The organism is Anoxybacillus dikiliensis (assembly GCF_050613275.1).
Taxonomy (GTDB): Bacteria; Bacillota; Bacilli; order Bacillales; family Anoxybacillaceae; genus Anoxybacillus.
Map to the genome: position 1 here is coordinate 370,500 of NZ_CP187112.1, position 22,621 is coordinate 393,120.

The window sequence follows — 22,621 nt, forward strand, 5'->3', positions numbered from 1 at the left end:
ACGGCGAAGATATGGCAAGCCCTGCTTTTTTCCCGTGAATCGGGAATCGCTGGCCAAGGAGCATCGTATTAAAGATATGGGGGAGAGGAATGAACATGCTGAGCTTTGAGCATAAGAAAGCTATTTTTCGGTCATTTAAGCAATTACAAGAAAAGCCTATAAGTAACAATCGAGTAAATTATGTTTATCCAGAAAGCTTGCAAAGAGGGAAAATATTAGCTAGGGAATTATACCCTAGTGGAAATGGATATGTAAATGCCAAGTATATGGATAGTGAAATCATAAAGAAAAAAGGATATAACGTTGATCCGCGAGGATGGATAAAGATTGAAAATTTTTCTGATCAACAGTTAAGGGAATTGATTGAGATTGCCATGATGTCTATGTCAGGGAAAAGGGCTGAAATGATACAAACTGGCGAAAATTTGAACCATGACAGTAACGAAATAAGGCAGGAAACCTCGACTTCTTTTGAGAGATTGGTTCGTTCATGTTTGTATAATTGGCTTGGCTACGGAAATGTCAATGCACCGGTTTGGTTTATTGGGGTTGAAGAAGGCGGGGCAGAAATATGGAGACACCGTACGAAAACACTTGAACAAAGTTTAGAGATTCGCTCAAAGTTTCATCTTCAAATGGATTTTCGGCATGTTTGGGAAGATTTGTACAATATATCGTTATCATCATGGACAGGTCCTAATGTTTGGCGCTATATAGCGGCTTTTATTTTGGAGATCGAAGGAAGGGACGCAACTGTTGAAAATATTAACGATTACATTTTTTATACTAAGCAATTAGGGAGAGAAAGTTCCAATCATTTTCTTGGCGAAATGATGCCATTGCCCAAGCCGTCTAAAAAAAGCATAAAACCTTATGAATCTATTTGGAATTCTGTAAATGATTATTATGATGAAGTAGCCAACAACAGACTTTCCCTTATTCGTAAAACAATTATTGAAAATCAAAATGTAAAGCTCCTCGTATCTTATGATCGAACGCTCACTGAAATGATGCTAAACTATTTCTCTTCGACGATTGAAATGGTTAGTACTTGGAATTTTCAACATGAGCAATATACACTTTATAAAATTACTTTTAGCAATGAAAGATCTATTTTGATGCTTTCCACTCCTTTTTTTGGTAATGGGAGAATTAGTTATAATGGGATAAGAAATGCTGCGAGACGTATTATAAATGAAGGATGGGTAGTTCTGTAGCTTGCTTAACTACATTATATGTTTGAATAGAAACAGCACTTGTCAAAGACAAAAAGCAAGAAAAAGAAATGAAAAAGCGGCACGTGCAAATGATTCGAACGAAGCAAAAGCAGACGGAACAACATATACAGCAAAACCGCTGTTCGAATGCTGCGGTATTCTATATACATGCACCTTAAAACGATGACTTCTGTATGAGCACCTTTTTTCATGGCTATACTGCTCCTAAATACTCATGTGTAAAAGGAGCGGAAAGGACATGAAACGTCTTAAAATTACAAATGATCACGGCTGGACGCCTTGAACACTTCGGAAACAAGAACGGAAAATCAAAGATGCTTCTCTTCGCGTTCGGGTGACCGCTGTTCGTCTTGTCATGGAAGATCACCTCGGTAAAGATGTCGCGAAAATGATCAACGTATGCCGTCAATCGGTTGTCCTCTACGTTGCACGTTTTAATCAAGGTGGGCTCGATCATCTACTCGATCGTCGGTTGCCGCCTGGTCGCGTGCCATTTCTTACGGAAGAACAACAACAAGAAATTAGACAACTCGTGTTAACCACCACCCCTGTGGATGTCGGCTGGGGCATCGCTTCGTCATGGAACACGCGCATTTTACAATCTTAGCGAATAGTGCCTGGCACTGTTCGCTATTTTAACAATTCAAAACAGCTTTAACTGCTCTGAAGCACGCATGAGCTCATGAAGTTTTGTGGAAATAGGGGGATTGCCGGTGTCTATCATCATCTGAATGTCACCCACATCTTTAACTGTGTAAAATTGTTTAGCAGGGATAAAGTATACTAATACTTTTTTGTTTAGCTTGGCAAGATTGATCATGTTGTTTAACGTTCCTTTACTTTGCCCGTTCCAAATCATAAAACCGTAGTCTGCATCCTTCGCCATCTCTATATCTTTGGCTGCGTAGTAATCAAATCCTTTTTTTGTTGGTTCAACATTCACCTTCTCTACTTCCCATTGTCCGATATTATTTCTTGCTCTTCCATTTGTTGCATAAACTTTAACATTTCGATAATTCACCGAATGTAAAAACTTTTGTACTTGCTTATCGACTCCATTTGCATCTCCGACCAAAACAGTGAAATTGTTGTTTATAATGTTGGACAATCTTTCTTTTACTTGTTTATTCAAAACAGATACTGCTCGTGGTCCCGCGACAAATACTTTCATTTCAATTCACCTTCTTGTTTTTGTTATTGTGAGGACGTATACATTTTTAACATTCTCATCTGTTTTTAACACTCTCACAGTTTCATGCAATGTTGCTCCGCTGGAGTATAAATCGTCTACAACTAATATATTGACCAATTTTAAAAATCTTTTTTTTCGCACAATCGACCCTGATATTTCTGATTTATCAAATTTATTTAGATTTTTGGCTTGAGCTGCATTTGTTTTTTCTAATATGTCATTATATGAAGGTACACGTAAATAGTCCGCAATCTGTTTGCTTAGTTCAAAAACAGGTTGAAATGTTCTGTTACGGTTAGATGGGGGTACTGGGAGAACTACGTCTACTTCCTTTATGGCATTCCAACGAGAAATAAATTGGGTGATCAGGCTTATTATTTCAGCTAACTTCTCCCTATCTTGATTATACTTAAATTGATACAATAACTCACCTAAATAACTTCTAGTTGTTTGAAAGCGATTGTGCCCCCATTCATCTATACCGATGAATTCGCTTGTAATTGAATGATAATCTAGGGCATACCCTTCTTTCCAAATACCAACCAACCGAATAGGGTTGATTTTGCGCAACAAGCTTCCCTCCCACTTTCTCGTTTTAAATATTTTTTCGACAATAGCTGTCAGATTCCTTGTGCAATTTTGTAAAAATATGAAAAATAAAACCGGAATTTTTCTTAATGCTGTGGAAAAGTGTCAAGCTATAATTTGAATTTAGAAATAACAAAGAAGGAACACGATACTTACATAAACTGTTTTTAAACGTTGCTTAAATTTTCACTTCGCTGGCAATGATGTGTTCAGTAATTTCTATGTTTCTTCATTCGAGGAAATACAAAAATTGGATTGTGAAATGGTGAACAATGGGATCGAAGCGTAAATGTTGCTGAAAAGGCGTTAGGAGATCATGGGTTTTGAGTTGTAAAAATTTCATTAAACCCAACGTCCACGGATGACATTATATCTCATATTTCACATTCTCTCGGCAAAAATCGAGAGGATTTTTTGTTCTGGTGTCGAACGAGTTTAGAAATTTTGTTGGCTCTTCACCACAAGTTGTACTTGATCATTTAAGGTAGGTGTGCATAGAGAAAATAGAGGGTACAAAAAATGCGAATTTTCCTGTATGGTAAAGGTGACCAAACCAAACCATGGAGGGAAATTCGCATGTACTCTCAGTTTATCAAAGAACTCATCGATTGACCAGATGTTTTGATTCAAAAGGTGCGGAAAGAAGGGGAACGTTGGATTTTCGAACTTTCTCTACCCGAACAATGCCCGTATGTCCTGTCTGCTTGAAGCGCACGATCAAAATGACAGTCAAAAAGAAGCAATGGATGCATGGCTATGCTCAGCGAATAGGGATTTTTTGGATCGAACTTCCTATCGAGCGCAGACGTTGTAGCACGTGTGGCGTGACGTTCAGCACGTCGTATCCAGCCACCTCTCCTCGAAGTGTGGCGACGGATGCTTTTCAGCGATGGGTCGCGCAATCTTGCATCGGAACATCCATTCAGGCGGTGGCTCGTATGCTCAAGCTTCCTTACACGACCGTTGAACGATGGTTTTATACCCATGCCCCTTCCTTCCTATCGAATGACATCCAACCAAAGGCGGTTTGTGTCGATGAGCTTGCTTTTCGAAAAGGGCATGACTATGGAGTGGCGATGATGGATGCCGAAACGGGAGAAGTGTATGCCATGGAAGCAGAAAAGAACGAGGAAGCCATTGGGCGTGCATTGGCTCATGTGTCTCGTTCTGTTCAGTATGTCGTGAGTGACTTGGCTCCAGCGATGAAAAAAGCGATTCAACGGGTTTGCCCAGAGGCGACACATGTCGTCGACTATTTCCATGTCATTCAGCTGTTTACAGATGCTTTAGAACGTTGTCGCAAATATTTGGGCAAAGGAGGCAAGAAACGCGAAAATGTTCGTTACGTTTGTCGTTTATTGAGCCAATGTCCAGCGAAATTGATGGAGAAAGAACGTCAAATCACACGAGAATGGTGTAATGAAAGTGGTGACTTAAAGTCTGTTTACCAATCGCTCCAACATGTTCGCTATGTGTTCAAAAGCAAAGATGAGCAACAGGCGAAACGACGCTTGAAGGCTTGGATTCATCGGTATTTGTTTTGTCCTTGTCCCGTTGTTCGTGCCATCGCAAAATCACTCGTCAAACGAACAGACGAGATGATATCGTGCATTTTATCCCATTATTCGAATGGAAAGATGGAGGGAACGAATAACGAGATCAAGCTGATGAAACGTCGGGGATACGGATACCGAAATATCCAACGTTTTGCACTGCGGGTTCGGCTAGAAACAGCTAACATACTTTCATGGCAGGTGCAAGTACATCTTTTGGTGATGGAACACAAATATTGAAATTTTAGAGTATTTATCCAAATATTAAAAGGGGTTTGTAAAAAATGGACTTGCGCACTCAACTTTTGCAAGTGATGGAGAACTATTTACAAGCAAAAAGAGACAGCATTTCTAAACATCCGATGGCTCATTTAGTTATGAATGAAATTCCAAACACAATCAAACACTTTCATTTTATTGATCCAGAGCGGTATATCGTGGAAGGATCCGTTGGTAAAGGGAATTGGGCTGCGATTCCATGGATTGCGGTGATGGACAAAACGGTCACAACGTCTACGCAAAGAGGATATTATATTGTTTATTTGTTCAGCGAAGATATGAAAAGAGTTTATCTAACTTTTGCCCAAGGGGTCACGGAAACTCCAAAAGAGGAAATGCTTCAAATCAAAGAAGAGATTCGTCAAATCATTCCAATGAGCGAAAACGTCAAAAAAGATGACGAGATTGACCTTGGCGAAAGCAAAAAAGCAAAAGACTATAAGCTGTCTGTCGCTGCTTATATCCCATACTCGTTTGAACAAATGCCATCAGAAGAACAACTACAACAAGACTTACAACAAATGATTCAATACTATGAAAGATATGTGGAGATTAAAGTTGATATGAAGCAAATAGAAACATCTTATTCGTATGAAGCGATTACGAATCATATCTATTCCTATATCTCCGGTAAAGGTTTTTACTATACAAAAGGAGAAATAATCAATTTATTTTTATCATTGAAAACAAAACCGTTTGTCATTTTATCAGGCATTTCAGGAACGGGGAAAACAAAGGTCATTCAATGGCTTGCGGAAAGTGTAGGAGCGACAGAAAAAAATGGAAGATTTACGTTAATCCCTGTTCGCCCTGATTGGAACGATGGCTCTGATTTACTTGGATATGTCGACATCAAAGGAGAATTTAAGCCAGGACCGCTCACGAAAGTGGTGCTAGAAGCGGAACAAAATAAAGAGGATCCTTATTTTGTTTTGCTTGATGAAATGAATTTAGCCCGTGTCGAGCATTATTTTAGCGATATATTAAGTGTGATGGAAAGTCGGCGTTGGGAAGATGGAAAAATCGTATCATCCAATCTTCTTTCAAAAGAAATAGCTGGTCAAGACATCTCCCTGCCACCAAATGTGTATATCATCGGAACGGTGAATATGGATGAAACAACCCACCCTTTCAGCAAAAAAGTGTTAGACAGGGCTAATACGATCGAATTTAACCGCGTTCAACTTAGTCATCTAGACTTTTTAAAAGAATTAAAGAAAGTTGAACCAATCTCTTTAAAACAAGAGGCGTTTGCTGCTGTCTATTTACATTTAAAAGACGTTTATCATCAATATCCTCACATTGTTGAAAAAGCAACAACTGAATTAGTCCAAATCAATGAATACTTACAACCGTTAGGGGCACATGTCGGCTATCGGGTCCGCGACGAAATATGTTTTTATCTTGCCTATAACGAAGAAGGACAGTTGATGACACATGGGAATGCCTTTGACCATTGCCTGCTGCAGAAAATCTTACCAAGAATCTCTGGAAGCGACACAAGAGTGCAGCACGCGTTAGAACAATTATTTACGTTTTGCACGAACATTGAATTAAACGGGGAATACGATGGCCTGCTGGATTTTACATATGCGAAATATCCGAGAAGTGCAAACAAAGTGTTAGACATGTTAAGGAGGTTGAGGGATGATGGCTTTACCTCCTTCTGGATTAGCTCGTGAGGATGTACAGCTTGTCCATATTGAAACCGAATGTTTAACCCTTGTTATAAAAGGAAAGCCGTATCATGAACAGTATCAAGGGCTACATCAATACCACCAACTAGATTTTCATGAATGGATGGAGTTTTCGGTAGAAGGGGAAGGCGTACAAGAAGTGAAAGTATTTGATATTAATCAACAAAAGTTAGTCGAATGGTCGACACATCGCCCGATCTTTTTTGAAAACGGCATTTATCAAGTAATCGTTTCCCCGAAAACGGATGGCGATTTCACATTTTATCATGAACATCCGTTATTAAGAAGAGCGATCGATAAAGTAAAAATCGGCAATGACTATATACTAATGGGAAATCTTCAGTTTCAAAATGAAGTTGGCTTTTCCACCTTTGAAATAAGAAACGGAAACAAGACGATCTTAGAAGTGACTCTCGAAATTTTTCCAACGAAATTAAATTATAAAGAAGATTATCAAAAACTATTACAAGAAGTAAGCGATGAAATTTACAATCTTGCCTTCCACTTTATCAAGAAAACGTATCAGCGGGCGAAAGCAAAACTCGACGGCACGCCGTCACGCAGTGAATTTTTCCGCCTGATGGAAGCCCATTTTCACGATTTTCTGCAAGCGATCAACCAAATTGAACGGCAGCCGCATCATCAACTCGTCACTACCCGTATAAAGGCAAGAGGCGATCAGCTCGGCCGGCTTGATCAAAAAGGGAGACAATATTTGCGGAAACGACCGCAATTATTTTGTGAAGTCGCAAATGGCTTGATGCTCCATGGACGTTCCGTGATGCCGATATCGGGATTAAAAATGAAAAAAGAACTGACTTACGATACATTAGAAAATCGTTTTGTCAAATGGATGATGATACGATTGATTCATAAATTAACAGATTTATTTGAGAAAGTTCAATCCAAAAACAAACGATATGAAGCGGAACCGGATCCCGATTTGCTTGAAAAGATTGCGAACATGAAAAAGGAATTAGAAAAGAAAACAAAAAACCGATTTTGGCAACCAATCGGAAAGCTCGATCGTTCCGTGATGAGCCTTGTTTTGCAGATGGCTCCAGGGTATCGCGATGCTTTTCAAATTTATTTGATTGTCACAAGAGGACTTGCGCTTCAAGGAAAGCTGTACCAAATGTCTGTTAAAGATGTTGCGACGCTATATGAGTACTGGACGTTTCTGAAATTAGGACAAATATTAGGGAAAAAGTATAAGCTCGTAAGTCAGGACATCATCCAGGTCAATCGCACTGGCTTGTTTGTCAACTTAGAAAAGAATCGTTCAGCGACAAGAGTATATGAACATCCGCATACAGGCGAAAAAATTGTTTTAACGTATCAAAAATATGAAGGGAAATTACCGACCATTCCGCAAATTCCCGATACGATGTTGGCGATTGAAAAGAAGGGAAAAGACTACACGTACAATTATATTTTCGACGCCAAATATCGCATTGATTTTGCGGTTGAAGGAAGCAGCTATCATCGAAATTATCAACTTCCGGGGCCGATGGAAGAAGATATTAACACGATGCATCGCTATCGTGATTCACTCGTTGTCCGCCATGATGGTCCGTACGAAAGAGCGGCATTTGGTGCCTATGTGTTATTCCCTTGGTACGATGAGGATGGTTACGAAGAACATAAGCTATACAAAAGCATTAATGAAGTCAATATTGGCGGACTGCCGTTTTTGCCGAATGCGACACGTTTAGTCGAACAACTGATCGAGCGGCTCATCGAAAAAAGCCCAGAGGAACTGCAGAAGGAAGGGATTCTTCCAAGAGGAACAATCGAAGAATGGCAGTCTTCTTTAGATGAGAAAGTGATTGTCGGAATGGTGCCGCGAGAGCAAAACTACCGCGCCCATCTCCAGCACCGCTTTTATCACATTCCTGTGAAGCGATTAAAAAAAGGTTGGCAAGAAGCAACATATATTGCCCTTTATCCAAAAAAAGGAGCAGCCCCAGTAAATGGGGTTACTTGCTATGGGAAAATTGTCGATGTGAAATTCGTAAAACGATTCGAGCTTCATGAATTACCAAAAAATAGTTCGGAAGAGTACGTGAAATTTGAAATAGAAAGCTGGCATTTTTTAAAGAACATTGTGAGACCAGTGGGATATGGAATATCGGTCTACACGATGACAACGTTAAACACATTAAAAGAAGCAAAAGAGCTGCCAGAATTATTTATGAAATCTAAAGAGGAAATCACTTTATGGAGAATGCTCAGGAGACTATCCGATCGAATTCGGTTTGATTTGGATGATCGATACTTAGATAAAGCGTCAAAAATTGAAGCATATCGAATTAAAGACATCGTCATTAAATTAGCCGATCATCAGTTAGTGATTACAAAAGGGGGCGAAATCAAAACGTTGCCAATGGATGACTTACTGAAACAGCCATCGATGGTGTTTAAGGAAATTTTGAGGGTGATGGGCTGAGATGATGAGTGCCGAGTGATTCGCAGTATGTTATAATTCCTGATGGCAGAAACTGTGATGATCAAGCTGAGAGGAGAGAGCATTATGCGTTTTGACATCCGATTAGATGGCTACATCGTCAACTGTGATAAGGATTATGAAAATTTTATGTCAGAGTTTATCGAATGGCTCGAGTCAAACGGTTGGGGATATGCGGGGATGTCGCTTCCGGTTACGGATGAAGAGGATATCGAAGCAGAAATCGAAAACATGTTGAAAAATGAGCATTATAAAAAGTGGGGAGCTTTTTCGTTGCCTGATGATGACGAAGAGGAGGAAGAGAGCGAGTGAGCTCTCTTTTTTATCAGGAATAATTAGAGCAGCCTAACTTTAGTGCGATCCATAGCGAACGGTGGCAGGCACTGTTCGCATGAGAAATACAAAAAATATTCAGCCCACTTGATCATGTGGCTGAATAGTTACCTTTCATGCATAGTCATCGTACCATACACGAAAAGCGACATCGTCGATAAGCTATTATTTCTCCATTTCCTTCGCCAAATCAGCAACCTCGCTAATTGTAAGCCCTGTTCGTTTTGCAATTTCGTGAATCGGTAGTACGTCTAATAAATTTTTGCTATTTCAAGTGTTTTTTCGTGCACTTCTTTTTCTTTTTCTTGTTCAAACTCTTCGACAAGTAAGCGCATGGCTTTGTTCATTTTCATCCACTCCCTCCTAGGGCAAAAAGGGATTTTTTGATCTGTACATATGTAATGTAGCATGCATTTTATTTGAGAAAAATATCACAAATAAAATGTTCAACCTAAATCCGTGACAAAACATCTTTACAATGGATGCAAACCGTTGATACGATCAGGGAAAACGACATGGCTTCCCCTTGATATAGATGCTTCCCCATTTGACAACTCCGATACGAAGAAAGAAGGAGTGAGTCGAATGTATAAAGGATTTGACGGTTTTACGCCGTTGTTTGCGTACGCAGGGAAGGAAGGGTATATCGTTCATGCCGAGCTGCGTCCAGGGAAACAACATGTACAAGACAACATGCCTTCGTTTTTAACTACCGCCATCCGTCGAGCTCGTCCGCTGACCTCGTCTCGTCTGCTTGTCCGCATGGATGCAGGAAACGATGCGGAAGCGAATGTGCATACGTGGACTTTGTCATCAAGCGAAACTTACGCCGAGAATCGAAAGCGCTTTGGTTCCAGATCGCTTCGCAAAAGGGCAGACGCATCGATGATGGACAAACTGAAGGAGTACAAACGTATGAGTTATGCCTTCCACAGACCGCAGCAATCGATGGACACACGTATACGTACGTTCAAGTCACCCAAGTGACGGAACGAACGATGGAACGAAATGGACAGCTGATGCTCGTTCCTAATTACGAAGTCGAAAGCTACTGGGTGCGCCTCGAAGGATACGAGCATGTTCGAATGAGTGATGTGCTCGCATTGTATCACGATCATGCGACATGCGAACAGTTTCATAGCGAACTGAAAAGCGACTTAGATTTAGAGCGACTTCCATCAGGGAAGATGAAAACGAATGCGCTCGTGTTAGTCATGGGAGCATTCGTGTACAACCTTCTTCGTCTGATTGGACAAGATCTATTAAGCGATCCGAGACATCCATTACATCATAAAGTGAAACGCCGCCGCATCAAGACGATCATTCAGACGGTGATCACGATGGCAGGACGACTCGTCCGTCGATCGCGGCAGCTATGGATGAAACTAACGCGAAGGAGTGGGTACAGTATACTCCTACTGAATGTGTATCAAAAATGGAAAGAGGTAAGATAACAAACGAATGTTCGAGTACTCATATCCATCACTACTCCCTGTACTTTTTTTGTCTCTTTTTTGGTTTGTGCACCCAAAAAAGAGATTTGTTTCATTTTCAGAAATAGAGATGATATAGGTCATAAGCATAAAAAGGGTTTTATGGATCATACATCAATAAAAATTACAACAAAATCAAAGTCAATTTCAATTCATACCGTATTCAGGTAAATTATTGACAATCTAGTAGGTAATTTTTATTATAAAGGTAGATAATTCTTAATATACCAAATTAACAATATATAGGGTTATATAGGGTATTAAGGATTATCTATGAAGTAGGAGGGAAAAATAGGAGAGGGGGGATAGCATGTTTAAGAAGCTGGGTTGCGTAGGTATTAATTTGCTGGTGTTTAGTTTCCAGTATTGCTATTCTAAAGGCAGTCACCAAATTTAATCTACAATCTCCGAGCGCTTGATGGGATATATCCCAAGTGCTCGGGGATTTTCAAGGTGGGTTTAATAATGGATCGACAGAATATCTTAGAAGTAAGTAATGTATCTAAAGTGTTCAAATGGAAAGATAAAACGATACGAGCGGTAAACCAAGTCTCTTTTCGTTTAACAGAAAAAGCTATTATAGGTATTAGTGGTAGAAATGGATCGGGAAAGACTACACTTTTAAAGTTAATTGCGGGTCTTTTAATCCCTGATGAAGGTAATGTCATGTTGTTTGGTCAACCTCTTAATGATCGCAATGCTAAAGAAAATGTTTCAATTCTCCTAGAGGGGTCTAGATCTTTTTATTGGAATTTGAGAGGAAGGGAAAATTTGGAGTATTTTTGTCAACTAAATAAAATTAGAAATATGAAGAAAGAAATAGATAATATGATTGAGTTATTAAGATTAGATACATTTATTGATAATTTAACTGGCTCATATTCAAGAGGTATGCAACAAAAACTTTCACTTGCAATTGCACTATTAAGTAAGCCTAAATTGCTAATATTAGATGAACCAACTAATGGGCTTGATTATGAATCAAAAGTACAACTAAGCAAAATTCTTCAACAATTAGTATCAGAACTTGGCATTAGCATATTAATAGTTTGTCATGAATCCGTTTTTTTACAATCGACAGTGAATCATATTCTTATTATGGAAAAGGGGGCTATTGTAGAAAGTCTAAAAATAAACAAGACAGACTTTAATTCTTATGATTTTGTATCATTCGAATTTTCGGGGTATATTTCTGATATTGCTAACTTTCCTTCAAATATATTTTTAGACTTTAAAGCTGATTCATTTGTAGTTTATAGTCATAAAAGCAATAAAGAGCTTTATGAAGTCATTGTTAGATTGTTAGAGTGTGGATATGAACTTTGTGAAATTAAGAGTATGCAACAAGTGGAGGGGAGAACTTGAGCTTTCTTCAATTGGTATTAGCTGAGATTAAACGCAGTTGGAGGGTTAGGAAAAATTACCCTTTATCCTTCTTAATGAACATGATACAAAGTGCCGTTTTCTTAGGAGTTTCAATTGTAATTATTTCAAAAATATCTACAGTAGATCAAGCAATTAGTGTTTTGTTATGGCCTATTGCAATTACAGCTATAGGCTCTATATGCACCAATATTCAAGAAGATATACAATTAGGAACATTAGAAAGAGTTATTTTCAGTAGGTATTCTTTTTTAACTGTTATACTGTCGCGCCTTGTTAGTGATATATTCTTTCTAACTCCTTTTATCTTTGTTGCCCTTATTGGTTTTATATTTTTTATAAATGTAAATGTTCCATTTTTTTCTATTTTCATAACTGCTATAATCATATTATTGACTGGGGTGGGAATCGGATTAATTCTTAGTGGTCTTTTAATTTTTTATAAAAATATTGGTCCTCTGCCTAACTTATTAATGCTTATATCAATGACCGCAATGGTACTTCCTTGGAGTAAGTGGGACTCATTTCTACATGTTTTTGGGATTTTTGTTTTTCCATTTGTTTCAATTGCTTTATTCATCCAGACTGATAATAACCTATATCTTCTTATGGGCTTTGTAAATGCCCTTTTCTATATTGTGGTAGGCCTGTTAATTTTTAATTGGCTTTTTGCATTAGCGAAACGAAAAAAAGGTTTAAGTGCCTATTAAAAGGGAGGATGTCCATTTGGAGGTCGTTAAACTAGATGGTGTTAACAAAACGTATAAAAATAGAAAAGCTTTAAATGACCTATCTTTGTCTGTTCATGAGAAAGAGATTTTTGGACTGTTGGGGGCTAATGGCGCAGGAAAAACTACTTTAATGAAAATAATAACGGGTTTAATCAAACCGACATCTGGTCACGTTAAGGTGTTGGGGGAGGATCCATGGAAAAATTGGAGTAAATTATCTGGTCATGTAGGATACCTGTTAGATGCATCGTTTCCTAGGTATTTAACCGGTTTCCAAGTTTTAAGACAATTTGCTATTCTAAACAAATTACCATTAAATGATGTGTACAATGTTCTTGAATTTGTAGGGTTAATTAATGTCAAAAACAAGAAAATAAAGGAATACTCATTTGGAATGAATCAACGTTTGGGATTAGCACAAGCTTTATTGGCGAAACCTAGGTTGTTAATTTTAGATGAACCTTTCGTGGGTGTTGATCCTAAAGGAGTTGTAGAATTGAAAGAGAAACTAAAGATGCTTGCGAACGAAGGTACAACCATTATGATATCGAGTCATCAATTAGATGAATTAGAGGAAATATGTAATAAAATTGCATTTATAGAAAACGGGAATCTTAAATTAGTAGCGAATATTGGTGATGTCACAAACTTTTTGGGGTATAAGATTAAAACTAGTAATAATGTCGAGGCGTTAAAAATCCTAGATCAAATTCTTGGGATTCAATGTAAATTAGATGGAGAGATAATTATTATTCAACATAATGAAATGCAATTGCCCAATTTGTTAAAAGAGCTTACATTAAATGGTATTGATGTTTATCATGTGGAGGAAATCAAAAATAAGCTTGAGAACTTATTTTTAAAGAAAGTAGGGATTTAAGAGATGCGACAGTTTGCTGTCGAAATGGATAAAGTGCTAAGAAGAAAGGAAACCTATATATTTTTATTAGTCTTTTTTTTCATACCACTCTTTTTCTCTTATCAGATCAGTACAAATTCAGGGGTTGTATCTTTACATTCTCAAACATCTTCTATCAGTATTTTTGAGTTGATAGAATTATATCTCGGCTTTATAACATCTTTGTTTTTACCTTTTATTGCTGTTGCCGGATTCACAACTTCAACTGTTTCTAGAGAAATTGAGGAAGGGAGTATTAAATTATATATTTCTCATTCTAAGAGCCGTTTATCGCTATATTTAGCTAAATGTTTGTCTATAGCTAGCATCATGTTTATTTTATATCTATTGTTTTGTATAAGCAGCTACTTAGGTTTACTGATGTTTGAACATAAAAAAATTAGTTTTAATTATAACGTTGAAGCCATGGAATCCTTTTTTAAAATGTTTGCTTGCTCTTATGTGGCAACCATTGTGTTAGCGTTGATCGGCTTTTGCTTTTCATTATTTATAGGGGTAACGGGTACATATGCTGGTATGTTAGGTTTGGTTATTATTTCCAAAATATTGGAGTTATCTAATGTATCAAAAGAATATCTTCTAACATTTTTAAGCGACGCCACAAAGGTTACGGATATAAATAAAGCAATCTCTATTTTGTTTCTGTATTTTCTAATATTTGGAGTTTTAGGCGCGACTATCTTTAAAAGAATGGATGTACAGAAATGAAATTATTAGAAAAAGAAAAAGTAAATGAGTTATTTTATGGTGGAAATATTGTTATAGGCTCTTATATTTCTTTGTTTTTGCTAACCGTTATAGTAACTTTTTTTACCCATGGAGGATTATTTAATGTTAAGTACAATGATATAAGTCTGTATCCAATAAAAAGCCTTATTGCTATTTCTTTTCCAATGTTCATAACTTTATGTTTGTTTCCATTAATTATTGAAAAAAGAATGTCAAAATGTAATCTTAGAGATATAGGGTTTGTTCATTTTTCTGAAATAGGCTTTGGATCTAAGGGAGTCATTGTTGTTTGTATTTGTATTATTATTGCAATATTCGTCTATAGACCAATGAGAGGAATACCACCGCTATTCATTCATTATTTAATTGTAGGATTTGGAGAAGAGATATTATTTCGAGGTATTTTTCAAAGAAGACTACAAAAAGTTTTTAATCCCTATATCTCTATTGTAATTACATCTTTCGTTTTTGCATTTCAGTTTCATGCAACAGGTTCACTTATAGATAACTTATTTGTTCGCTTTCCACTGGGATTATTGTTAGGATTTATTTATTATAGATCTAAAAATATGTGGACTATATCTATCCTGAAAACAAAATTTGGCAAAAAACAACCCCCACCTAGCCTTTGGAATTGAATTCCAAAGGAAGGTATTTCAGTATGTATATGGTTAATAAGTGCTATGCATGGTTAATAAGTGCTATGCACTCGTTTTTTCCAGTTTCACTTCGTACCCTAACCCCTCTAATCGTTTCACCGTTTGACGCACGATGCTCGCTTCTCGCTGCCGATCCCAGTAGTCGGCTCCCAACTCTCTATACGGTTCCTTTCGAGTTAAGATGTAATAGATCATTTCTAAAATCGTTCTCCCGACCGCGACACTCGCTCGATTCGCTCCTCTTCGTTTGGCGATCCGATGATACTTGGCCGATAGGTACGTGTTCTTCGTTCGGGCGGCGGCACGGGCGCATTCCACGAGGCACGACCTTAGCTTCTTGTTCCCTTTCCTCGTTCGACCTGACAACCGTTTCCCTGCACTCTCATGATTCCCGGGAGCCATTCCGGCCCATGAGGCCAAGTGCGCGGCGGTAGGGAACCGGCTCATGTCCGTCCCGATTTCCGCTACAATTTGTTCCGCGCTTTGCCGCCCCACTCCCGGGATCGTATCGATGAGCTCCAGCGCTTCATGAAAAGGGCTCGTTCGTTCCTCGATTTCTCGATCCAACCGGGCAATCGCTTCATCTAAATACTCCACATGACGCCATTGCTCGGCCAGCATCATGCGTTGATGCGGCCCTATCATTCCTTTCAACGCGCGCCGGAGCTCTTCCGTTTTTTGTTTCAGCCGCCCTTTGGCGAGCTGGGCGAGGGCCGCCGGATCGTTCTTTCCTTCGATAAGGGCGCGAATGATGAGCCGGGCCGACATCCCGTTGATGTCGGATACGACCGAAGAAAGCTTGATATTGGCTCCTTCCAGCACTTTTTGGATGCGGTTGAGCTCCCGTGCCCGTTCCTCGATCAAACTGCGCCGATAACGGACCAGTTCCCGGAGCTCCCGCTGAGCCCGATGAGGGATGTAACTCCCTTTTAGCAATCCATGGCGAAGCAAGTCTGCGATCCATTCAGCATCTTTGACATCGGTCTTTCGCCCGGGAACCGCTTTGATGTGTTGGGCATTGACGACAAGCACTTCGATCGGCTCTGCTTCGAGGAGATTATACACTGGCTTCCAATATACGCCCGTCGACTCCATGGCAACGTGCGTCACCTTTTTTTCTTTCAGCCAATCCACCAACTCCTCGAGATCGTCGGTCAGCGTACCAAACGTGCGAATCTCTTTTCCTTCAGGGGTAAGGGCGCAAGCCGTAATCGATTGCTTATGCACGTCCAATCCGCAACAGCGTTCATACAAGACGCGCATCGGTCTCCCTCCCTGCTTCGTTCTCAAAAACAGCTGGTGCAGTAGCCTTTGTTCAAGCATTCTATCCTGCGTGCTTCCCTCAAGGGAGCGACATTCCGTGGTGCACCAGACTACTGGGGTCCGTCTATATATCGGACTTTTACGTACCATAGATACAACGACCTCATGACCCCAGCTGCAAGGAGACCATTCGACAGAAGGTTGTTTTCATCCTTCCGATGGTGACGAAATTTTTTTGTCATGGGAGTCTATAATTCATACAACTTATAATTTTATGATTGTTTCATTATATTAATTTAAGGCTGTTCACCACAAGTTGTACTTGATCATTTAAGGTAGGTGTGTATAGAGAAAATAGAGGGTACAAAAAATGCTAATTTTCCTGTATGGTGAGTTTGAAACGTACGAACAAAATGACAGGCAAAAAGAAGAGGAAGCGATTCGACGTGCATTGGCGCATGTGTCTGGCTCTGGCCAGTATATCGTCAGCGATTTAGCTCCAGCGATGGGAAAAAAGCCATTCAAGGGGTGTGTCCGGAAGCGAAGCATGTGGTCGATAATTTTCGTGTGATTCAGTTGTTTACGGAAGCGTTGAATCAATGCTGCAAATCCTTAGGGAAAGGGACAAGAAACATGGGCATGTTCGGTACGTTTACCACTCTTCGCACCATCGCAAAAGCACTTGTCAAACGAACAGATGAAATCATTTCATGCATATTGTCTCTTTATTCTAATGGGAAGATTGAGGGAACGAATAACAAGAAAGCTGATCAAGCTGATCAAACGACTGGGATACGGATACCGAAATATACAACACTTTGCATTGCAACGGTTAGAAATGGCTACCATACTTTTATGGTGGGCACAAGTACATCTTTTGGCGATCAACCCTTTACTTTAGGAGGAGTTTGAATGAAGGACATCTTGAAAATTATGAGTGTAGGGCTTCTAATTTTAATAACTGGGCTCTTTATTCTTTATTTAATATTGCAACAAAGTTTCCATCCTCTTTCGATCATAGTGATTATGGCCTTTCTTCACTTAATTGTACCAACTACTGTGGGGGTTTTGGCTGGTCATAGATTGAAACATTCTAGGGCTACAATAGCTGGTGGGGGGGGTGCATTTTTTACATTTTGGCCCAGTATGGTAATTGCATGGTTATTTGTCCGTTTAGAAAAAGTAAGAAATGCAATAGATAAAATTAATCGTGCTCAGAATACAAATGATGATCAAATGGTTTCGATTGGTATTAAGCTTGATATCATAAGTGCTATGAGCCAAGTCTTTGTATGGATACTATTGGGGACCATTGGAGCTTGGATTGCCAGAAAGTTTATAAGACGTAATAGTACATCTGTAAAAGAGTGATTGGTTTGCTATAAACAAGAACCATTTTTTGCTATATGCAATTAAACAGTTAGACGAAATGCGGAGTTTTGCTAATTATTTACTCTGTGAAAATGCGCCGCCTTGATAAGTCACTTTCATGCCAGGGTGGGGAGTAAGGCTTGCTCATGCTTGCTCATGAATGTTTCTTGTAGCAAACGGTATTTATAAGGGGTGACCTTTAATTAAAGATGTAATTATCATTTGTCAGTATTATACTGGATTTTACTTTTTAATAATTGGTCTGTTAAAGACGTTTTCGTATAAATATTTTATCAATCATCTGCTATCCCTTAAAGTAATAAAGAATAAGACGTTAAATAGAGTAATTGGATACATGATTCCTATTGCTGAAATTGTTTTAGGAGTTATGGTATTAATCCATGTATATGATAAGTTAATGTTATTTCTTATGCTACTGATGACAACGGGGTTTACCGTTTTTTTAGGGATTATATATAAAAGAGTTGGAAAAAATAATTTAAATTGTGGGTGCTATGGGTCTTTTTTTCATGATGATATTGGACCTATAAAGATAACTGAGAACTTATTATTAATAATAGTAATTTTATTTACTCTATTATTATATGAATTTAACCAGAATGAACATATATTTCATTATATTACTTCATTGATGTTAGTTTTATCACACTTAGTAGCTTTGAAAATTCGAAGTATGTTTGCGCAATTCAAGGATAGACTCCCATGACAAAAAATTTTGTCACCATCGGAAGGATGAAAACCACCTGCTGTCGAATGGTCTCCTTGCAGCTGGGGTCATGAGTTCGTGGTATCTATGGTACAGAAAAGTCCGAAGGATAGACGGACCCCAGCAGCCTGGTGCACCACGGAATGTCGCTCCCTTTTGGGAAGCACGCAGGATAGAATGCTTGAACAAAGGCTGCTGCACCAGCTGTTTTTGAGAACGAAGCAGGTAGGGAGAACGATGCGCGTCTTGTATGAACGCTGTTGAGGATTGGACGTGCATAAGCAATCGATTACGGCTTGCGCCCTTACCCCTGAAGGAAAAGAGATTCGCACGTTTGGTACGCTGACGACGATCTTGAGGAGTTGGTGGAGTGGCTGAAAGCAAAACAGGTGACGCACGTGGCCATGGAGTCGACGGGCGTATATTGGAAGCCAGTGTATCATCTCCTCGAAGGAGAGTCGATCGAAGTGCTGGTCGTCAATGCCCAACATATCAAAGCGGTTCCCGGACGAAAGACCGATGTCAAAGATGCCGAATGGATCGCGGACTTGCTTCGCCACGGACTGCTCATTCCGGATCGAGCTCAGCGAGAGCTTCGGGAACTGGTTCGGTATCGGCGCAGTTTGATCGAGGAACGGTCTCGGGAGCTCAACCGCATCCAAAAAGTGCTGGAAGGAGCCAACATCAAACTGGCTTCGGTTGTATCGGACATCAACGGGGTGTCGGCTCAGCAGATCCTTCGGCCCTGATCGAAGGAACGGACGATCCGGCGGTATTGGCGCAACTCGCCAAAGGGCGGCTGAAGCAAAAAATCGGAGAGCTCCGGCGTGCCTTGAAAGGAATCATGGGGCCGCATCAACGCATGATGCTTTCGGAACAATGCCGGCATATTGAATATTTAGACGAAGCGATTGTCCGGTTGGATCGGGAAATCGAGGAACGAACGAGCCCTTTTCATGAAGCGCTGGAGCTCATCGATACGATCCCGTGAGTGGGGCGGCAAAGCGCAGAACAAATTATAGCGGAAATCGGGACGGATATGAGCCGGTTCCCTTCGGCAGCACACTTGGCCTCATGGGCGGGAATGGCCCTCGGGAATCAGAGAGTGCGGGGAAACGGTTGTCAGGCCAAACGAGGAAAGGGAACAAGAAACTGAGGGCGTGTCTGGTGGAATGCGCCCGTGCCGCCGCCCGAACGAAGAACACGTACCTATCGGCCAAGTATCATCGGATCGCCAAACGAAGAGGAGCGAATCGAGCGAGTGTCGCGGTCGGGAGAACCATCTTGGAAATCATCGATTCGGTCTTAACGCGAAAGGAACCGTATCGAGAGTTGGGAGCCGACTACTGGGATCAGCAACGGGAGGCCGCCATCGTGCGCCAAACGGTGAAACGTCTAGAGGGGTTAGGGTACGAAGTGAAACTGGAGAAGACCAGTGCGTAGCATGAAGAAACCATATATACTGAAATACCTTCATTTGGAATATAATTCCAAATGCTAGGTGGGGATCGTTTTGTGTTAATTGGTGTTTTCAGGATAGACTTGGCGGGAGGTGACATCATTGCTTAAAATTTTAATAGGTATACTAACTATTCTTGTAACGTTATTATTATTCATTGTTTTTTTTATTCTAAAACAAATTCGGCACTTGTACGATCTTCATTTTTCTTCTGGTGGATTGCAACTTCCAGTTGAAATTAATCAATTGCACTTAACAACTACTTCATATTTACCTACAGAGGGACCTTATGTTCTTCTTTTTGGGAATGCCTTTTGTGCTACTTGCCAACAATTACTACAACGAATTGAAAAAAAGAGGCAGGATCTAAGAGTACCGCTCATTGTGCTATTTGATAATAAGGAAGAACAAATACAAAACTATGTAAAGCAAAATAGATTGTCTTTTACAATACATCCATTATCAGATGTTGATAGAGAAGCCTATCAAGTAAATGTGCATCCTTTTGCTTATTTGATTAATAATAATACAATTATTGGGAAGCGTGCAGTTCGTTCTGTCAAACAAATTATCGAAATGTGTGAGAAAATAAAATTATGATCTGTATATGAGTACCTGAATCCGTGACAAAACATCTTTACAATGGATGCAAACCATTGATACGATAAGGGAAAACGACGTTGACGACTCTTCATCAAGTAGGTGAATGCGATGAAAGATTTCCCGATTCGGTTTGTATTGACAGATGAAGCGATTACTCCAAGTGCGGGGCTTGCTCTCGTGGGCTACTTACTGCACCAAACGAAACTGGATAAACGAGTAAACGCCCTTCGGCTCCCAACGGTTCGTCGAGATGTGCACATTTCCCATAGCGACGTCATTCGCTCGATGATCGGCTTGCTTGCCACAGGAAAAACGGATTTTGATCATATCGAAGCGTATCGTCAGGACGATATCTTTTCGACATCAATGGGCATTCGGCACGTACCTTCCTCCCCAACGTTGCGACAGCGTCTCGATCAGCTCGCTTGTCTTCCGATGACCGAAACCATCATTTGGGAGGAATCGATGCGTCTGTTGGTTCGACAACACGCTACCTTGTCCCCTTGTTGGGCGAAAGGGAAAACGACATGGCTTCCCCTTGATATAGATGCTTCCCCATTTGACAACTCCGATACGAAGAAAGAAGGAGTGAGTCGAACGTATAAAGGATTTGACGGTTTTACGCCGTTGTTTGCGTACGCAGGGAAGGAAGGGTATATCGTTCATGCCGAGCTGCGTCCAGGGAAACAACATGTACAAGACAACATGCCTTCGTTTTTAACTACCGCCATCCGTCGAGCTCGTCCGCTGACCTCGTCTCGTCTGCTTGTCCGCATGGATGCAGGAAACGATGCGGAAGCGAATGTGCATACGTGGACTTTGTCATCAAGCGAAACTTACGCCGAGAATCGAAAGCGCTTTGGTTCCAGATCGCTTCGCAAAAGGGCAGACGCATCGATGATGGACAAACTGAAGGAGTACAAACGTATGAGTTATGCCTTCCACAGACCGCAGCAATCGATGGACACACGTATACGTACGTTCAAGTCACCCAAGTGACGGAACGAACGATGGAACGAAATGGACAGCTGATGCTCGTTCCTAATTACGAAGTCGAAAGCTACTGGGTGCGCCTCGAAGGATACGAGCATGTTCGAATGAGTGATGTGCTCGCATTGTATCACGATCATGCGACATGCGAACAGTTTCATAGCGAACTGAAAAGCGACTTAGATTTAGAGCGACTTCCATCAGGGAAGATGAAAACGAATGCGCTCGTGTTAGTCATGGGAGCATTCGTGTACAACCTTCTTCGTCTGATTGGACAAGATCTATTAAGCGATCCGAGACATCCATTACATCATAAAGTGAAACGCCGCCGCATCAAGACGATCATTCAGACGGTGATCACGATGGCAGGACGACTCGTCCGTCGATCGCGGCAGCTATGGATGAAACTAACGCGAAGGAGTGGGTACAGTATACTCCTACTGAATGTGTATCAAAAATGGAAAGAGGTAAGATAACAAACGAATGTTCGAGTACTCATATCCATCACTACTCCCTGTACTTTTTTTGTCTCTTTTTTGGTTTGTGCACCCAAAAAAGAGATTTGTTTCATTTTCAGAAATAGAGATGATATAGGTCATAAGCATAAAAAGGGTTTTATGGATCATACATCAATAAAAATTACAACAAAATCAAAGTCAATTTCAATTCATCACGGATTCAGGTGTTCAAAAAAAGAAAAATATTTTTGGATAAAAAGTTAAAAATTTGGTTTTGGCGTTGACATCATATAAAGTTTCCGTTTTAGTCATAATTTCATGCTTCCTTTTTCTCAGTTCCTATGTTAAGATGAAAATGTAAAAAATTGAATAATCGGCAAACTACTCGAAAGGGTAGGGCGCAAAGCTATAGGGGCTACGTCTATTGTATAGATATGCCAGCCAGTTGTCCTTCTTATAAGGAAACGACAAGAAGGTTTTACTGTCGAA

The 22,621-nt window shown here is 40.0% G+C and carries 16 protein-coding genes, 6 pseudogenes and 1 riboswitch; of the genes and pseudogenes, 18 read left to right on the forward strand and 4 right to left on the reverse strand.

The features are described from left to right. The first annotated feature begins 89 nt into the window (after window positions 1-89). On the forward strand, window positions 90-1,217 hold the full coding sequence (locus ACPF7I_RS01995) for a hypothetical protein (RefSeq protein WP_074044783.1): 1,128 nt from the start codon (window positions 90-92) through the stop codon (window positions 1,215-1,217). Window positions 1,218-1,593: 376 nt separating this feature from the next. Next, window positions 1,594-1,845, forward strand: coding sequence for a helix-turn-helix domain-containing protein (locus tag ACPF7I_RS02000; RefSeq protein ID WP_430746002.1), 252 nt, complete (start codon window positions 1,594-1,596; stop codon window positions 1,843-1,845). 36 nt (window positions 1,846-1,881) lie between these two features. Here the strand turns inward: ACPF7I_RS02000 and ACPF7I_RS02005 are convergent, their stop codons facing one another. Further along, window positions 1,882-2,409, reverse strand: coding sequence for a hypothetical protein (locus ACPF7I_RS02005; RefSeq protein ID WP_429636028.1), 528 nt, complete (start codon window positions 2,407-2,409; stop codon window positions 1,882-1,884). A gap of 6 nt (window positions 2,410-2,415) precedes the next feature. Further along, complete coding sequence (locus ACPF7I_RS02010) at window positions 2,416-3,000, reverse strand: ComF family protein (protein WP_430745132.1); 585 nt, start codon at window positions 2,998-3,000, stop codon at window positions 2,416-2,418. A gap of 639 nt (window positions 3,001-3,639) precedes the next feature. On the opposite strand from ACPF7I_RS02010, the pseudogene ACPF7I_RS02015 reads away from it, so the two are divergent. From ACPF7I_RS02015 to ACPF7I_RS02030, 4 genes and pseudogenes are all read left to right on the forward strand, one after another. Next, a pseudogene (locus tag ACPF7I_RS02015) lies at window positions 3,640-4,811 on the forward strand (ISL3 family transposase). A 44-nt stretch (window positions 4,812-4,855) separates the two neighbouring features. Then, window positions 4,856-6,532: an McrB family protein gene (locus tag ACPF7I_RS02020; RefSeq protein WP_430745131.1), complete on the forward strand. Its 1,677-nt coding sequence runs from the start codon at window positions 4,856-4,858 to the stop codon at window positions 6,530-6,532. Beyond that, on the forward strand, window positions 6,501-8,996 hold the full coding sequence (locus ACPF7I_RS02025; RefSeq protein WP_430746001.1) for a DUF2357 domain-containing protein: 2,496 nt from the start codon (window positions 6,501-6,503) through the stop codon (window positions 8,994-8,996). Before ACPF7I_RS02020 ends, ACPF7I_RS02025 begins: the two co-directional genes overlap by 32 nt. An 84-nt stretch (window positions 8,997-9,080) precedes the next feature. Further along, entirely contained in the window at window positions 9,081-9,326 is a 246-nt protein-coding gene (locus ACPF7I_RS02030; RefSeq protein ID WP_430745130.1) for a hypothetical protein, read from the forward strand. 186 nt (window positions 9,327-9,512) lie between these two features. Here ACPF7I_RS02030 and ACPF7I_RS02035 read toward each other — a convergent pair. Next, window positions 9,513-9,709 (reverse strand): annotated as a pseudogene (locus ACPF7I_RS02035) (transcriptional regulator); the annotation flags it as partial. 127 nt (window positions 9,710-9,836) lie between these two features. Between ACPF7I_RS02035 and ACPF7I_RS02040 the strand changes: the two are divergent. From ACPF7I_RS02040 to ACPF7I_RS02065, 6 genes and pseudogenes are all read left to right on the forward strand, one after another. Continuing rightward, window positions 9,837-10,801 (forward strand): annotated as a pseudogene (locus tag ACPF7I_RS02040) (IS1380 family transposase); the annotation flags it as partial. 504 nt (window positions 10,802-11,305) lie between these two features. Continuing rightward, window positions 11,306-12,205: an ABC transporter ATP-binding protein gene (locus ACPF7I_RS02045; RefSeq protein ID WP_430745128.1), complete on the forward strand. Its 900-nt coding sequence runs from the start codon at window positions 11,306-11,308 to the stop codon at window positions 12,203-12,205. Beyond that, entirely contained in the window at window positions 12,202-12,933 is a 732-nt protein-coding gene (locus ACPF7I_RS02050) for an ABC transporter permease (RefSeq protein WP_430745127.1), read from the forward strand. The genes ACPF7I_RS02045 and ACPF7I_RS02050 overlap by 4 nt, the downstream gene beginning before the upstream one ends. 16 nt (window positions 12,934-12,949) lie before the next feature. Next, entirely contained in the window at window positions 12,950-13,834 is an 885-nt protein-coding gene (locus ACPF7I_RS02055) for an ABC transporter ATP-binding protein (RefSeq protein ID WP_430745126.1), read from the forward strand. 3 nt (window positions 13,835-13,837) lie between these two features. Further along, window positions 13,838-14,581, forward strand: coding sequence for an ABC transporter permease subunit (locus tag ACPF7I_RS02060; RefSeq protein WP_430745125.1), 744 nt, complete (start codon window positions 13,838-13,840; stop codon window positions 14,579-14,581). Beyond that, window positions 14,578-15,240: a lysostaphin resistance A-like protein gene (locus tag ACPF7I_RS02065; RefSeq protein WP_430745123.1), complete on the forward strand. Its 663-nt coding sequence runs from the start codon at window positions 14,578-14,580 to the stop codon at window positions 15,238-15,240. Before ACPF7I_RS02060 ends, ACPF7I_RS02065 begins: the two co-directional genes overlap by 4 nt. Before the next feature lie 63 nt (window positions 15,241-15,303). Here ACPF7I_RS02065 and ACPF7I_RS02070 read toward each other — a convergent pair whose 3' ends face one another. Further along, on the reverse strand, window positions 15,304-16,524 hold the full coding sequence (locus ACPF7I_RS02070) for an IS110 family transposase (protein WP_430744284.1): 1,221 nt from the start codon (window positions 16,522-16,524) through the stop codon (window positions 15,304-15,306). Window positions 16,525-16,948: 424 nt separating this feature from the next. Here ACPF7I_RS02070 and ACPF7I_RS02075 point away from each other — a divergent pair. From ACPF7I_RS02075 to ACPF7I_RS02100, 6 genes and pseudogenes are all read left to right on the forward strand, one after another. Continuing rightward, window positions 16,949-17,425: pseudogene (locus tag ACPF7I_RS02075) on the forward strand (transposase); the annotation flags it as partial. An 11-nt stretch (window positions 17,426-17,436) separates the two neighbouring features. Continuing rightward, the gene (locus ACPF7I_RS02080; protein ID WP_430745122.1) at window positions 17,437-17,895 is read left to right on the forward strand and encodes a hypothetical protein; all 459 of its coding nucleotides are present in this window, start codon (window positions 17,437-17,439) and stop codon (window positions 17,893-17,895) included. 220 nt (window positions 17,896-18,115) lie between these two features. Next, the gene (locus ACPF7I_RS02085) at window positions 18,116-18,622 is read left to right on the forward strand and encodes a MauE/DoxX family redox-associated membrane protein (RefSeq protein WP_431019291.1); all 507 of its coding nucleotides are present in this window, start codon (window positions 18,116-18,118) and stop codon (window positions 18,620-18,622) included. A gap of 267 nt (window positions 18,623-18,889) precedes the next feature. Next, window positions 18,890-20,065 (forward strand): annotated as a pseudogene (locus ACPF7I_RS02090) (IS110 family transposase). Between the two features lie 118 nt (window positions 20,066-20,183). Beyond that, entirely contained in the window at window positions 20,184-20,681 is a 498-nt protein-coding gene (locus tag ACPF7I_RS02095) for a peroxiredoxin family protein (RefSeq protein ID WP_430745120.1), read from the forward strand. Between the two features lie 111 nt (window positions 20,682-20,792). Next, window positions 20,793-22,150, forward strand: a pseudogene (locus tag ACPF7I_RS02100) (IS1380 family transposase). A 347-nt stretch (window positions 22,151-22,497) separates the two neighbouring features. Then, window positions 22,498-22,585: riboswitch (cyclic di-GMP riboswitch) on the forward strand. The last annotated feature ends 36 nt before the right edge of the window (window positions 22,586-22,621 follow it).